Annotated in this window: 14 protein-coding genes; 12 read left to right on the top strand and 2 right to left on the bottom strand. The window is 69.7% G+C overall.

Annotated features, from left to right (window positions below):
• The first annotated feature begins 64 nt into the window (after positions 1 to 64).
• From ACIPWY_RS01045 to ACIPWY_RS01085, 9 genes are all read left to right on the top strand, one after another.
• A complete protein-coding gene (locus ACIPWY_RS01045; RefSeq protein ID WP_362898919.1) occupies positions 65 to 316 on the top strand; it encodes a hypothetical protein in 252 nt (83 codons plus the stop codon).
• Positions 313 to 690 (top strand): helix-turn-helix domain-containing protein, encoded by a 378-nt coding sequence (locus ACIPWY_RS01050; protein ID WP_362898917.1) that lies wholly within the window; start codon positions 313 to 315, stop codon positions 688 to 690. Before ACIPWY_RS01045 ends, ACIPWY_RS01050 begins: the two co-directional genes overlap by 4 nt.
• Positions 691 to 861: 171 nt before the next feature.
• Positions 862 to 1,395 (top strand): 2-oxo-4-hydroxy-4-carboxy-5-ureidoimidazoline decarboxylase, encoded by a 534-nt coding sequence (uraD, locus tag ACIPWY_RS01055; protein ID WP_362899273.1) that lies wholly within the window; start codon positions 862 to 864, stop codon positions 1,393 to 1,395.
• Positions 1,395 to 1,799 carry a hydroxyisourate hydrolase gene (gene uraH / locus ACIPWY_RS01060; RefSeq protein WP_362898915.1) on the top strand — a complete coding sequence of 135 codons (405 nt, stop codon included), beginning with the start codon at positions 1,395 to 1,397 and terminating at the stop codon, positions 1,797 to 1,799. The genes uraD and uraH overlap by 1 nt, the downstream gene beginning before the upstream one ends.
• A 5-nt stretch (positions 1,800 to 1,804) precedes the next feature.
• The gene (gene pucL / locus ACIPWY_RS01065; RefSeq protein WP_362898913.1) at positions 1,805 to 2,737 is read left to right on the top strand and encodes a factor-independent urate hydroxylase; all 933 of its coding nucleotides are present in this window, start codon (positions 1,805 to 1,807) and stop codon (positions 2,735 to 2,737) included.
• Positions 2,738 to 2,804: 67 nt separating this feature from the next.
• Complete coding sequence (locus tag ACIPWY_RS01070; RefSeq protein WP_401531995.1) at positions 2,805 to 4,205, top strand: nucleobase:cation symporter-2 family protein; 1,401 nt, start codon at positions 2,805 to 2,807, stop codon at positions 4,203 to 4,205.
• 48 nt (positions 4,206 to 4,253) lie between these two features.
• A complete protein-coding gene (locus ACIPWY_RS01075) occupies positions 4,254 to 5,642 on the top strand; it encodes an 8-oxoguanine deaminase (RefSeq protein WP_393700054.1) in 1,389 nt (462 codons plus the stop codon).
• A 346-nt stretch (positions 5,643 to 5,988) separates the two neighbouring features.
• On the top strand, positions 5,989 to 7,365 hold the full coding sequence (locus ACIPWY_RS01080) for a nucleobase:cation symporter-2 family protein (RefSeq protein ID WP_362899271.1): 1,377 nt from the start codon (positions 5,989 to 5,991) through the stop codon (positions 7,363 to 7,365).
• Positions 7,366 to 7,494: 129 nt separating this feature from the next.
• The gene (locus ACIPWY_RS01085; RefSeq protein ID WP_401531996.1) at positions 7,495 to 8,955 is read left to right on the top strand and encodes a nucleobase:cation symporter-2 family protein; all 1,461 of its coding nucleotides are present in this window, start codon (positions 7,495 to 7,497) and stop codon (positions 8,953 to 8,955) included.
• 22 nt (positions 8,956 to 8,977) lie between these two features.
• Here the strand turns inward: ACIPWY_RS01085 and ACIPWY_RS01090 are convergent, their stop codons facing one another.
• A complete protein-coding gene (locus ACIPWY_RS01090) occupies positions 8,978 to 10,129 on the bottom strand; it encodes an MFS transporter (RefSeq protein WP_362899270.1) in 1,152 nt (383 codons plus the stop codon).
• 141 nt (positions 10,130 to 10,270) lie between these two features.
• Here ACIPWY_RS01090 and ACIPWY_RS01095 point away from each other — a divergent pair, with 141 nt between their 5' ends.
• The 3 genes from ACIPWY_RS01095 to ACIPWY_RS01105 all read left to right on the top strand — a co-directional run bounded on the left by ACIPWY_RS01095 (position 10,271) and on the right by ACIPWY_RS01105 (position 13,549).
• Entirely contained in the window at positions 10,271 to 11,014 is a 744-nt protein-coding gene (locus tag ACIPWY_RS01095; RefSeq protein WP_393700052.1) for an AraC family transcriptional regulator, read from the top strand.
• A gap of 336 nt (positions 11,015 to 11,350) precedes the next feature.
• Positions 11,351 to 11,626 carry a hypothetical protein gene (locus ACIPWY_RS01100; RefSeq protein ID WP_362898904.1) on the top strand — a complete coding sequence of 92 codons (276 nt, stop codon included), beginning with the start codon at positions 11,351 to 11,353 and terminating at the stop codon, positions 11,624 to 11,626.
• A gap of 450 nt (positions 11,627 to 12,076) precedes the next feature.
• Positions 12,077 to 13,549 (top strand): sialidase family protein, encoded by a 1,473-nt coding sequence (locus ACIPWY_RS01105; RefSeq protein ID WP_401531997.1) that lies wholly within the window; start codon positions 12,077 to 12,079, stop codon positions 13,547 to 13,549.
• Positions 13,550 to 13,609: 60 nt separating this feature from the next.
• Here the strand turns inward: ACIPWY_RS01105 and ACIPWY_RS01110 are convergent, their stop codons facing one another.
• Positions 13,610 to 13,816, bottom strand: a complete 207-nt coding sequence (locus ACIPWY_RS01110) for a hypothetical protein (protein ID WP_362898900.1) — start codon at positions 13,814 to 13,816, stop codon at positions 13,610 to 13,612.
• Positions 13,817 to 13,888: the final 72 nt, after the last annotated feature.

Here is a 13,888-nt window from a genome sequence, read left to right on the forward strand (position 1 = left end):
GGGATGCTTCGCTCTTGTCAAGAGGGGCTGCCGGAAAAACAGGTCTCGGCAGTAGGTTGACCCCGTGCGATTGAGAGTGGAGTTCACGACCGAGCCCTTCGACCTGGACGAGGCGCCGCCCCACGCGGTCGTCGCCCGCAGCGTCATCCAGAAGGCCGAACTGGACGCGGTGGATGTAGGACCGTTCGGCAACACCGCGGAGGGGGACGCGGGCGCCGTGCTCGGGGCGGTGGACGCACTGCTGCGCCAGGCACTGGAGGCCGGCGCCACCCGCGTCTCGCTCCAGGTCAATGTGATCGGGGAGGGCGATAAGTGACCGCAACAGGAGACGTCCCCTTCGTCAGCGCGGTGAAGCCGCTGGTGGACGCCATGGGGGGCGAGATGCTGCCGCCGCAGGAGGCGGGCAAGGACGATGTCGTCCTGCACTGGGAGGGGCGCGAGGTCATCGCCGTACGGCTGCCTCAGCTGGCCGACTCCCTGGATCACATCCTGCTGGCCATGGAGCGCGGGCAGGGCATGCCCCTGTCGGCCCTCGATCGCAAGGCCAAGCAGGAGGTCGTACGGATCCTGGAAGCGCGCGGCGCCTTCTCGGTACGGCACGGTGTGGAGACGGTCGCGGGCGCCCTCGGGGTGAGCCGTTTTACCGTCTACAACTACCTGAACAGGGAAAACGCGGCCAAGGGGGAGTAGGTGGCCCCCTAGCACGCCAAGGTGTCGTACCAGCCGCCGTCCGGATACCGGACGGCGGTTTTTGTAACTCCGAGTTTTCAACAAAGTGTTGACGTGGTGTTTCGGAGGGCGTTAGCTATCCGCAGCCCGTCCAGCTCAAGGCCACGGAGGCTTCCCGTGACTTCACGTCCGATGCCGGGGCTTTCCCGGTTCAACACCCTTCAGGAGAACGCGGCCGGTGTCGCGCTCCACGAGGTGTGTGCCAGCTCGGCGTGGGGGAGCAAGCTCCTCGCCCAGCGCCCCTTCAAAACCGCGGAGGAACTCTTCGCCGCGAGCGACGCCGCCATGGCCGAGCTCAGCGCCGAGGATCTCGCCGAGGCGATGGCGGGGCACCCCCCGATCGGCCGCCCGAAGCCGGGTGACCCGACCTCGTCCCGCGAGCAGCGGGGCATGGCCGGCGCCTCGGAGGAGCTCAAGGCCGAGATGCTCGAACTGAACCTGGCCTACCAGGACCGGTTCGGTCATGTCTTCCTGATCTGCGCCACCGGGGCGACCGGCGAGCAGATGCGCGACGCGATGCAGGCCAGGATCGGGAACGACCCCGCGACGGAGCGCGAGATCGTGCGCACCGAACTGGGGAAGATCAACCGTATCCGCCTGACCCGTCTCGCCGAAGAAGACGTAGAACTGGAAGCAGAAGCAGAAGCAAAAGAGGACAAGGACTGATGAGCACCGCGACCACCGCGTCGGTGTCGACGCACATTCTCGACACCAGCATCGGACGCCCCGCCGAGGGCGTCGCCATCTCGCTCGCCGCCCGCTCGGGCAGCGACGCCGAGTGGGTGGCGCTCGGCGGCTCCGCGACCGACGCGGACGGGCGCTGCAAGGACCTGCCGGCGCTGCCGGAGGGCACCACCCATGTACGGCTCGACTTCGCCGTCGAGACGTACTTCACGCGTCAGATCAACACAGTGAAGCAAGCCGAGGCGCAGCAGGACGCCCCCCGCGTAAGGGACAGCGGTGCGTTCTTCCCGGAGGTGGCGATCACGTTCGCCGTCAAGCCGGGCGAGCACTATCACGTACCGCTGCTGCTCAACCCGTTCGGCTACTCCGTTTACCGAGGGAGCTAGCAGACATGCCCACGATTCTCGGCCAGAACCAGTACGGCAAAGCAGAGAACCGCGTCGTCAAGATCACGCGGGACGGCGACACCCACCACATCAAGGACCTGAACGTCTCGGTCGCCCTCTCCGGCGACCTGGACGACGTCCACTACAACGGCTCGAACGCCAACTGCCTTCCGACGGACACCACGAAGAACACCTGCTTCGCGTTCGCCAAGGAATACGGCATCGAGTCCGCCGAGCAGTACGGCATCCACCTCGCCCGGCACTTCGTGGACAGCCAGCCGTCCATCCACAGCGCGCGCATCCGCATCGAGGAGTACTCCTGGGAGCGCATCGCCGGCTCCGACGGCAACTCCAAGTTCATCGGCGCCGACGAGGTCAAGCACTCCTTCGTCCGCAAGGGCCAGGAGACGCGCCTCGCGCAGATCACGTACGACGGCGAGAAGTTCGAGGTCCTGTCCGGGCTCAAGGACCTGACCGTGATGAACTCCACGAACTCCGAGTTCTGGGGCTACATCAAGGACAAGTACACGACGCTCCAGGAGGACTACGACCGCATCCTCGCCACGTCCCTGTCGACGTGGTGGCGGCACAACTGGACCTCCGACGAGCAGCGCATGCCGCAGTGGGAGAAGTCCTACGAGCAGTCCAAGAAGCACATCCTCCAGGCGTTCGTGGAGACGTACTCGCTCTCGCTCCAGCAGACGCTGTACCAAATGGGTTCGCGGGTCATCAACAACCGCAGCGAGATCGACGAGATCCGCTTCTCGGCACCCAACAAGCACCACTTCCGGCAGGACCTCTCCCCCTTCGGGCTGGAGAACGAAGCCAAGGACGGCGCCGTGTACTACGCGGCCGACCGCCCCTACGGCCTGATCGAGGCCACCATCCTGCGCGACGGCTGCGAGCAGCACATCCCGCTCGACATGACCAACCTCTGACGCGGGGCGCGCACCCCCCTCCCGCCCGAAGCCGGGCGGGGGGTGCGCCACACCGGAGGGAACAGCAATGGCAACGCCTGCAAAAGGGCCGGCAGAAGGCCCGTGTTCCACCCCACCGGCAGGACCTGAGGTCCATCCGGTGGACGAAAAGCTCCACCCCTCGCGGCTCGTCCCCGCGGCACTCCAGCACATCGCCGCGATGTACGCGGGCGTGGTCACGCCCCCGCTCATCATCGGCCAGGCCGTCCGCCTCGACACGGCGGGCCAGACCCGGCTCATCGCCGCCAGCCTGCTCATCGCGGGCGTGGCCACCCTCCTGCAGACCCTCGGCGTCAAGGGCCTCGTCGGCAACCGGCTGCCGTTCGTCAACGCCGCCTCCTCGGCCGGCATCGCGCCGATGCTCGCCATCGCCGAGACCAACGCCCGGGGCGACCAACTCCCCGCCATCTACGGTGCGGTGATGGTCGCCGGCGTCTTCTGTCTCGCGATCGGCCCGTTCTTCGGCAAGCTCCTGCGCTTCTTCCCGCCGCTCGTCACGGGCGTCGTCATCACCCTCATCGGGGTGACCCTGATGCCCGTCCCGGTCGCCTGGGCACAGGGCGGCGACAGGACCGCCGCCGACTTCGGCGACATGAAGTACCTGGCACTCGCCGCCTTCACGCTCGTCGTCATCCTGGTGATCCAGCGTTTCGGCCGCGGCTTCGTCAAGCAAGTCGCCCTGCTTCTGGGCCTGTTGATCGGCACCCTGGCCGCGATCCCGTTCGACATGGCGGACTTCGGCGCCCTGAGGTCGGCTCCCGTCGCCGCGCTGCCCACGCCCTTCGCGTTCGGCACGCCCGAGTTCCAGCCCGCCGCGATCATCTCGCTCTGCCTGGTGATGCTCGTCCTGATGACGGAGTCCAGCGCCGGAATGCTCGCCATCGGCGAGATCTGCGACCGCGAGACCAGCGGCAGGACCATCACCCGCGGCCTGCGCACCGACGGCCTCGCCACGCTCCTCGGCCCCGTCTTCGGCGGCTTCCCCACCTCGGCCTTCGCCCAGAACGTCGGCGTCGTCTCGCTGACCAAGGTCCGCAGCCGCTACGTGGTGGCCGCCGCCGGCGGCGCACTCCTGGTCCTCGGCGTCTTCCCGGTGCTCGGCGCGGTGGTCTCCACGGTGCCGATGCCCGTCCTCGGCGGCGCGGGCATCGTCCTCTTCGGCTCCATCGCCGTCAGCGGCATCCGCACGCTGTCGGAGGCCGGCCTCGACGACAGCTCGAACATCATCCTCGTCGCCGTCGCGCTCGGCGCGGGCATCATCCCCCTCGCCGCGCCCACCTTCTACGCCGAGTTCCCGGCCTGGGCGCAGACCGTGCTCGGCTCCGGCATCAGCGCGGGCGCCCTGGTGGCCGTATCGCTGAACCTGTTCTTCCACCATCTCGGCACCCGCGGCAGCGCCACCGCCGCCGCGGCACTCAAGTCCTCCTAGGGTCCTGCCGTGCCCACACGCCTCGCCACTCAGCATGAAGGAAGCACCATGGCACCTTCGGCAGCCCCTTCCCGCATCGTCATCGAGAACGCGGCCATCGCGACCGTCGACGCCAACGACACCGAGTACGCCTCGGGTTACGTGGTCGTCGCCGACAACAGGATCGAGTCCATCGGCGCCGGCCAGGCACCCGAGGGCCTCGAGAACGTCGTACGCCGCGTCGACGGCACCGGCCACCTCGTCACGCCCGGCCTGATCAACACGCACCACCACTTCTACCAGTGGATCACCCGCGGCATGGCCACGGACCACAACCTGTTCAACTGGCTGGTCGCGCTGTACCCGACGTGGGCGCGCATCGACGAGCAGATGGCCCGCGTCGCCGCGCAGGGCTCCCTCGCGATGATGGCCCGCGGTGGTGTGACGACCGCGATGGACCACCACTACGTGTACCCGAAGGGCTCCGGAGACCTGTCCGGTGCCATCATCGGCGCAGCCTCCGACATGGGTGTCCGTTTCACGCTGGCCCGCGGTTCCATGGACCGCAGCGAGAAGGACGGCGGCCTGCCGCCGGACTTCGCGGTCGAGACCCTGGAGGGCGCGCTCGCGGCCACCGAGGAGACCGTCAAGAAGCACCACGACGCCTCCTTCGGCGCGATGACGCAGGTGGCCGTCGCTCCCTGTTCACCGTTCTCCGTCTCCACCGAACTCATGAAGCAGGGCGCCGAGTTGGCGCGCCGCCTCGGGGTACGCCTGCACACCCACGGCAGCGAGACGGTCGAGGAGGAGAAGTTCTGCCACGAGCTCTTCGGCATGGGCCCGACCGACTACTTCGAGTCGACGGGCTGGCTCGGTGAGGACGTGTGGATGGCGCACTGCGTCCACATGAACGACTCCGACATCGCCGCCTTCGCCCGTACGGGGACGGGTGTCGCGCACTGCCCGTCGTCCAACGCCCGTCTGGCGGCCGGTATCGCCCGCGTCCCGGACATGCTCGCGGCCGGCGTCCCGGTCGGCCTCGGTGTCGACGGCACCGCGTCCAACGAGTCCGGCGAGCTGCACACCGAGCTGCGCAACGCGCTCCTCATCAACCGTCTCGGCGCCCACCGCGAGGCAGCCCTGAACGCCCGCCAGGCCCTGAGGCTCGGCACCGCCGGCGGCGCCCGGGTCCTCGGCCGCGCCGCCGAGATCGGCTCCCTGGAGGCGGGCAAGCTCGCCGACCTGGTCCTGTGGAAGATCGACGGCATCGGGCACTCCTCGATCGCCGACCCGGTCACCGCCATCGTCTTCGGCGCGGCGGCACCGGTCACCCTCTCCCTCGTCAACGGAAAGCCGGTCGTCGAGGACGGACGCCTGCTGCACGCCGACGAGGACGCCATCGCCCGCGATGCGCGTCAGGAGGCCCAGCGCCTCGCGCGGATCACCGCCGAGGCCTGACAACCCTAGAACTCCGGTCGGGGGGGACGGCCCCCGACCGGACTTGAGCTGCCGAGCGGGCTGCTCAAGTGCCGCCCCGGAGCGTGGCCCAACACTTCACGCTTCCGGGGCGGTCAGCACTACCTGGGCGCAGTGACTCACAACCGAATACCGGCAAGTCCTTGCACGTCGTACCACCTCCCAGAAGCGAGTGCCGCCCAGGCACTGGAAAACAACCGGAGGAGCCGCTGTGGCCAACAAGCCCAGGTTCACCAAGCGAGGCACCACCCCCGACGAGATATCCGAGGGGCACACCGAACATCCGCCGGCCAAGCACCCGGTGGACGAGAAGCTGCCGCCGCTGAAGATGGCGACGACCGGTCTCCAGCACGTCGCCGCCATGTACGCGGGCGTCGTCGCACCGCCCCTCATCGTGGGCGCCGCCGTGGGCCTTTCGCCCAAGGAACTCACCTTCCTGACCGGCGCCTGCCTGTTCACCGCGGGACTCGCCACCTTCCTCCAGACGCTCGGCATCTGGAAGATCGGCGCCCGCCTGCCGTTCGTCAACGGCGTCACCTTCGCCGGTGTCGCGCCCATGATCGCGGTCGTCAACTCGACCGACGACAAGAAGGACGCACTGCCCGTCATCTTCGGCGCGGTGATCGTCGCCGGTGTCCTCGGGTTCATCGCCGCCCCCTTCTTCAGCAAGCTCGTGCGCTTCTTCCCGCCGGTCGTGACCGGCACGGTCATCACCCTCATCGGCGTCTCGCTGATGCCCGTCGCGTTCGGCTGGGCCCAGGGCCCCAACCCCGCGGCCAAGGACTACGGTTCGACGACCTATCTCACGCTCGCGGGCATCACCCTGGTCATCGTCCTGCTGCTGCGCAGGTTCACCAGGGGCTTCGTGAAGCAGATCGCCGTACTCCTCGGCCTGGTCATCGGCACCCTCGTCGCGATCCCCTTCGGTGTCACCGACTTCAGCCCGATCGGCGACGCGGACGTCGTCGGCTTCCCGACGCCGTTCCACTTCGGCGCCCCGCAGTTCGCCGCCGCCGCGATCGTCTCCCTGTGCGTCGTCATGGTCGTCTCGATGACCGAGTCCACGGCCGACATGCTGGCGCTCGGTGAGATCGTGGAGCGCCCCGCCGACGAGAAGACCATCGCGGCCGGTCTGCGCGCGGACACGCTGGGTACGGCACTCAGCCCGTTCTTCAACGGCTTCATGTGCAGCGCGTTCGCCCAGAACATCGGCCTCGTCGCGATGACGAAGATCCGCAGCCGGTACGTCGTCGCCGCGGGCGGCGGTTTCCTCGTCCTGATGGGCCTGTGCCCGATGGCCGCTTCCCTGATCGCGGTCGTGCCGCGGCCCGTTCTCGGCGGCGCGGGCGTCGTGCTCTTCGGCTCGGTCGCGGCGAGCGGCATCCAGACCCTCGTCAAGGCGAACCTGGAGCGGGACAACAACGTTCTGATCGTGGCCGTTTCGCTGGCCGTCGGGCTTATCCCGATCGCGGCGCCGGAGTTCTACCACGCGTTCCCGGAGACCGCGAAGATCATCCTGGATTCGGGTATTTCCACGGGCTGTGTGGCCGCGGTGGTCCTCAACCTCCTCTTCAACCACCTCGGCCGAAGCGAGGACGCGGACGAGGTGACGGCCCCGATGGAACCGGGTGGTGAGATCGCCCAGACGCGCACGGTCGCGGGGTCCTCCGCGGCGGCGGGGTCTTCCGCAGCAGGGGTGCACTGACGTAACGTGCGTGACGCCGCCAGTCGCATGGCGGAAGTTACTTTCCAGTAAACCCGGATTGCCGGTCCCGCGTGAGCCGCAGCGCGCCGGGACCGGCCCCGGCGTCACAGCACGGAAGAAGCGCCACCCATGAATGACACCCCTGACGTGCAGGCAGTGCAGGCGGCGCAGGACGAGCGCGAAGTGTCCGACGTAAGCGATGTGGGCGACGTACATGCCGTGTCCGAAGTGTCTGGTGTGTCCGGTGTGCATCCGGTGGACGAGATCCTGACGCCCGGCCGGATGGCGGTCGCCAGCTTCCAGCACGTCGCCTCCATGTACGCGGGCGCGGTGTCCGTGCCGATCGTCATCGCGGTCGCCTCGAAGATGACGGCGGGGGACACCGCCGTACTCATGGCCGGCAGCCTCCTGATGGCGGGCCTCGCGACACTCCTCCAGACGCTCGGGATCGGCAACTTCATCGGCTCGCGCCTGCCGTTCGTCAACGGTGTCTCGTTCGCCGGTGTGGGCGTCATGCTGACGATCCTCGCCACCGAGGGCGGCGTGCAGGCGGGCATGCCGGTCGTCTTCGGCGCGATCCTGGTGTCCAGCGTCTTCGGCTTCCTGGTCTCCACGTACTTCTCGCGCCTGGTGAAGTTCTTCCCGCCGGTCGTCACCGGCTCGGTGATCACGCTCATCGGCGTCTCGCTGTTCCCCGTCGCCTACGGCTGGATCGTCGACCCGACCGCGCACTCCCACCGCAACGACCCCAAGAACATCGCCCTGACGGCGGCGACGGTCCTGGTCATGCTGCTCCTGCAGAAGTTCACGACCGGCTTCCTCAAGCAGATCGCCATGCTCGTCGCGCTGGTCTTCGGCACGCTCCTGGCGATCCCGATGGGTCTCGCCGACTTCTCGGCCCTCAAGGAGGCGGACGCCTTCGGCCTCCCGAGCCTGCTGCACTGGGGCGCCCCGTCCTTCTCCCTCGCGCCGATCCTCTCCATGTGCGTCGTGATGCTCGTGATCCTCACGGAGTCGACCGCCGACATGATCGCGCTCGGCAAGATCGTCGACCGGCCGGTCGACGAGAAGACGATCGCCCGCGGCCTGCGCGCCGACGCCCTCGGCTCGGCCGTCAGTCCCTTCTTCAACGGGTTCCACAACTCGGCGTTCGCGCAGAACATCGGCCTGGTCGTGATCTCCGGCGTCCGCAGCCGCTTCGTCGTCGCCCTGTCCGGCGCGATCCTCATCCTCATCGGCCTCAGCCCCGCCGCGGGCGCGCTGATCGCGGTGGTCCCGATGCCGGTTCTCGCCGCCGTCTCGCTCTTCCTCTTCGGGTCGATCGCTCTCTCGGGCATCCAGATGCTGCTGCGCGCCGACCTGCAGCGCGGTGACAACACCCTGATCGCCGTCGTCACCATCGGCATCGGCCTCATCCCGGCGGTGAACAGCTCGTTCTACGCGTCCTTCCCCGACTGGGCGCAGATCGTCCTCGGCTCGGGCATCTCGACGGGCTGCATCCTGGCGGTCAGCCTGAACCTCCTCTTCAACCACCTGGGCAAGAAGGCGAGTTCGGCCACAGCGCCCGAACCGGCGGCCCTCCCGCACTGACGGCCTACGCCGCCTCCCCTGCCTACGCCGTCTGTTTCGCCTGTTTCGTCGACCGTCCGCCGGGCTCGCGCAGCATCCTTACGAGAAGCCAGCCGAGCGCCGGCAGGACGGTCAGCGGCGCGAGTGCGGTCCGCAGGGAGGTGGCGTCCGCGAGAGCGCCGATCGCGGGACTCGCGAGCCCGCCGACGCTGACCGCAAGACCCAGGGTGACGCCACTCGCGGTGCCCACGCGCCGGGGCAGATAGTCCTGGCCGAGCGTGATGTGCAGCGAGAACGGTACGTACAGACCGGCCGACGTCAGCGCCACGCACACGTAGAGCGCGGGACCGGGGACGAAGACGACCCCGGCGACGGCGAGGACCGTCAGGGCGTACGACCAGCGCAGCACCGGCACGCGGCCGAAGCGGGTGGCGAGCCTGCCGCCCGCCACGGTGCCCACCGCGCCGCCGATGTAGAGCACGAACAGCGCGGCCGTGCCCGCCACCTCACCGCCGCCCGCCCGCTGGCGCGCGTAGAGCGAGATGAACGCGCTCAGGCCGACGAAGACGACCGAGCGGCACATGATGGCGCCCGTCAGCTTGAGGAACGACGGCCAGTCGTCCCTGCCGTCCGGCGTGAGCGCGGTTCCGCCCGTCGCCGGGGCGGCCTTCCTGCCCGAGCGCAGGGCGGCCACGCACAGGGCCGCTCCCGCCAGGCCGGGGACGACGAGGAGCGGCGACGCGTGCAGCCCGCCGGTGGCGACGACGGCCGAGACGAGCAGGGGCGCGGTGGCGAATCCGAGGTTGCCGCCCAGGGAGAACCAGCCCATGGCCGTATGGCTGCCACGGCTCGCGACGCGGGCCACGCGCGCGGCCTCCGGATGGTAGGCGGCGACCCCGATCCCGGACACCGCGACCACCACCAGCGTGAGGGCGTACGAGTCGCCGACGCCGGCCAGTGCCACACCGGCCCCGCCCACCACACAGCTCACCGGCAGCACCCAGGGCATCGCCCACCGGTCGGTGAGCGCGCCGAACAGCGGCTGCACCACCGACGACAGCAGAGACGCGGCCAGGACGATGCCGGATGCGGCGGCATACGTGTAGGCCCGCTCGGAGACGAAGAACGGCACCAGGGCGGCCACCGCGCCCTGGTAGACGTCCACGCACGCGTGCCCGAGAGCGAGCAAGGTGATGGGCCCGCGCGGGGAGGCCGGTGGTCCGGGGGCGGCTATTGGTTCGGCCGTGGGCGCGGGAGAGACGGAGGTCCGGTTGTCTGACACGCGTCCATCGTCCGTACGGGCCCTGGTGGCGCGCTTCCGATAAAGTGCCAAGGTATGCCGAATATCCGCCACCAGCCCGAGGCGCCCACCCACACCCGGAAGCTTGCGGCGGGCGGGCGGATCGACCCGCACCGGCACGACGAGCACCAGATCGTCTACGCGGGCTCAGGAGTCCTCGCCGTCACCACCGACGCCGGCACCTGGTTCGCGCCCGGCACCCGCGCCATCTGGGTACCGGCCGGCTGCGTCCACGCCCACCGCGCCCACGGTCATCTGGACCTGCACACGCTCGGCCTGCCCGCCCGCGTCAACCCGCTCGGCCTGGACGTGCCCACCGTCCTGACCGTCAGCCCGCTACTGCGCGAACTGCTCCTGGCAGCCACCCGCGGCCCCCACGACGACACCCCCGAGAGCAGGCGCCTGCGCGCCGTACTCCTCGACCAGTTGAGGGCGTCCCCGCAGCAGCCCCTCCAACTCCCCACCCCCACCGACCCCCGCCTCGAAGCGGTCTGCGACCTCCTGCACGACGACCCGGCCGACCCCCGGCCCCTGGCCGCGCTCGGAAGGGCCTCCGGAGCCGGTGAACGCACGCTGAGCCGCCTCTTCCGCCGCGAACTGGGCATGACCTTCCCCCAGTGGCGCACCCAGCTCCGCCTGTACCACGCGCTGCGGATGCTGGCGGAGGGCGAGCCGGTCACGGCGGTCGCGCACCGCTGCGGCTGGTCCTCCACCAGCGCCTTCATCGACGTGTTCCGCCGCGCGTTCGGCTCCACACCCGGCGAACACAGCCGTCGTTAGCGGCCGGACGGGTCGGCCACCGCGCTTCGCGCGATGGCAGCTACTCAGCGCGGTCGCCCCCGGTGCCCAGGACGGGCGGGGGAGAGGATGCGACGCTGGAGTGAGGGGCCCGCGAGTGGAGGTCCGAGTGCGTCTCATCCGGTCCGGGGCCCTCTCCTTCGGCCTGGCGACCAGGTCCCGGTGCGGCTCGATGGATGCGACGCAGAATCGTGCGGGCAGTCTGTGAGCCCGCCGGCCGGGGCATCGCTCACCGAGCATCGCCAGGCGGCCTTACCGCGTGGATCCGGGCCGTTGGGACCAGGACCGCGCGACCAACCCGGAAGGCAGGTGCGTCCCATGCGCACGTCGACCCGTATCGCCGGTGCCCTCACCGGCCTGACCCTCACCCTCGGTGGTGCGGTCCTCGCCGCTCCCGCGGTCCGGGCGGACATCCCCGCCTGCACGCAGATGGCCCAACTGGCCGGTGCCACCGCTTCCGACGCCGTCTCAGCGGCCTGCAGCCGTGGCGTGGTCGGAGACCAGCAGAGTTGTGTGACCGGGCTGACCGGGGCCGGAGTGGCGGGCGGCGCCGCGACCGGTGCCTGCCGGGCGGCGGCCCACGAACCGCGCTAGAGGACCGCGCGCGGTGGCTGGAGTCTTCCTTCTGGCGCGGGCGATGATCGCGCCGCCGTCCGCATTGAGGTGACCCTCTGCCGATGCCCTGACTCACCCCCACCGTGGAAGAGGTCCGGCAGGTCATCCCGATCCAACCCGTCCGAGTCAAGGCCGACCCCGCCGGCTCGCCGACCGGCACGCGGCCCTCTCCGGGGACCTACGAGACGGCGCCGTAACAGCACGGCCAAGGAGCCGACCGGCATGGTGCACCCGCCGGTCGGCTCCGCCGTGCTCTCGACGACCCCGGGGACGACTCCGTCGTTCGGCCCATCAAGGGCCCCGGCCGCAACGCCGAAAAGGACCAAGCGGAGTCGCCCCACCCTCGCGTTCCGGTACGCCTCCGCGCCCCAGGCCGCCCTGATGCCGGCGGTCCCGTACCCCCGCCGACAGGCCCGGAGGAAATCCCGCATGCGCGTCTGCCTGCCCCTGACCGCCGTCACCACCGCCGCGCTCCTGCTCGTCACGGCCACCGGCGCGACTCCCGCCGCAGCAGGCCGGAACCCCGACGGCACGCCACTGGTCAAGGTGTCCCACGGCGACCCGTACGCGAAGTGCACCATCGGAGCGAGGTCCCCCGACAGCGTCGTCTACCCGGCCACCGAGGTCGAGCCGTACCTGTCCGTCGATCCGCGCGACTCCAAGCGCGTGGTCACCGTGTTCCAGCAGGACCGCTGGAACGACGGCGGCGCCCGTGGCCTGGCGGCGGGCTGGACCACGGACGGCCACACCTTCCACCGGAGCACGCTGCCGTTCAGCCTGTGCGCCCCCGGTGGCGCGGACTTCGAACGGGCCTCCGACCCCTGGGTGAGCACCGGACCGGACGGCACGGTCTACGCCGGCGGGGAGGGCGTCGACTTCACGAAGAGCACGCGCAGCGCCCTCCTGGCAGTCACGTCCCGCGACGGCGGCCGCACTTGGCGGAACCTCACCACCACGCACGTCGACGAGCAGCCCTTCTTCAACGACAAGCCCTCACTCACCGCCGACCCCGTCCGCAAGGGCACCGCCTACCAGGTCTGGGACCGCCTCGACAACGACCCGCCCGGCCCCAGCTCCCTCGACGGTCCCGGCTACATCTCCCTCACCCGCGACGGCGGCCGCACCTGGAGCAAGGCCCGGCCGTTCGTCGACACCAGCACCGTGCCCAACACCCAGACCATCGGCCATCTGATCGTCGCCGACCGGCGCACCGGCACCCTGTACGACTTCTTCGACCAGATCACCTACGCGGACGACCTGAGCACCGTCGTCGAAGCCCACTACGCGATGGTCACCTCGGCCGACGCCGGAGAGACCTGGAGCGCCCCGGTCACCGTGGCCCGGGACACCTCCGTGCCGGAGGTCGACCCGAACGACCCCACCAAACTGCTGCGCGCCGGGGCCACACTGCCGAGCCCGGCCGTCGACCCCAAGACAGGCGCGCTGTACATGGCCTACGAGGGCTCGGACTTCTCCGGTGGAAAATTCGACTCCGTCCAGCTTGTGCGGTCCACCGACGGCGGACGCACCTGGGGGCCCCCGGAGCTGATCAGCCCCAAGGGCGTTCCGGCCTTCTCACCGTCGATCGCGGTCGCCGGGCGGGGCACGGTCGCGCTCACCTACTACGACCTGCGCTTCCTCAAGCCCGGCAACACCACCACCCTGCCCACCGCCTACCAACTGGCCACGCTGCAGCACGGAAACCCGAAGCACCGGTCCGAACGACGGATCTCGCGGGTCTTCGACTGGCTGCAGGCGCCGTTCGCCGGGGGCTACTTCCTCGGTGACTACCAAGGCCTGGTGGCAGCCGGCAAGGGAGTACGGGCGGTGCTCACCGAGACCCACTCCGGCGCACCACAGAACCGTACGGACGTGTACACCAGCAGTCTCCGCACCCGCTGACCGACGCGGACGCCGTCGGGAGTGCCCCGCGGCGCGTGACTGCGGGGCGCCTTGTGGGGGTTAGTCGACTGTCTCCCCGTTGTGCGTACCGCCCTTACAGAGGTTGTCCGTCAGATCGGCCATTCCGCCGCCCTGCTTGCACTGAGAAGGGGTGACGTCGCTGGGGGCACCCTGTGTGGCGGCGGTGACGCTGGCGGCGCCTGTGAGGCCGAGTCCGGTGAGGGCTGCCGTGGCGATGACGGCGGCGAGGATTCGTCGAATACGCATTTGGTTCCCCTTTCACGAAATACCACAGCTTGGGGCACCAATCAGCCTAATCTTCACCCATGTGGGTGGCAT

This window comes from Streptomyces sp. NPDC090032 (assembly GCF_044748025.1).
Taxonomy (GTDB): domain Bacteria; phylum Actinomycetota; class Actinomycetes; order Streptomycetales; family Streptomycetaceae; genus Streptomyces.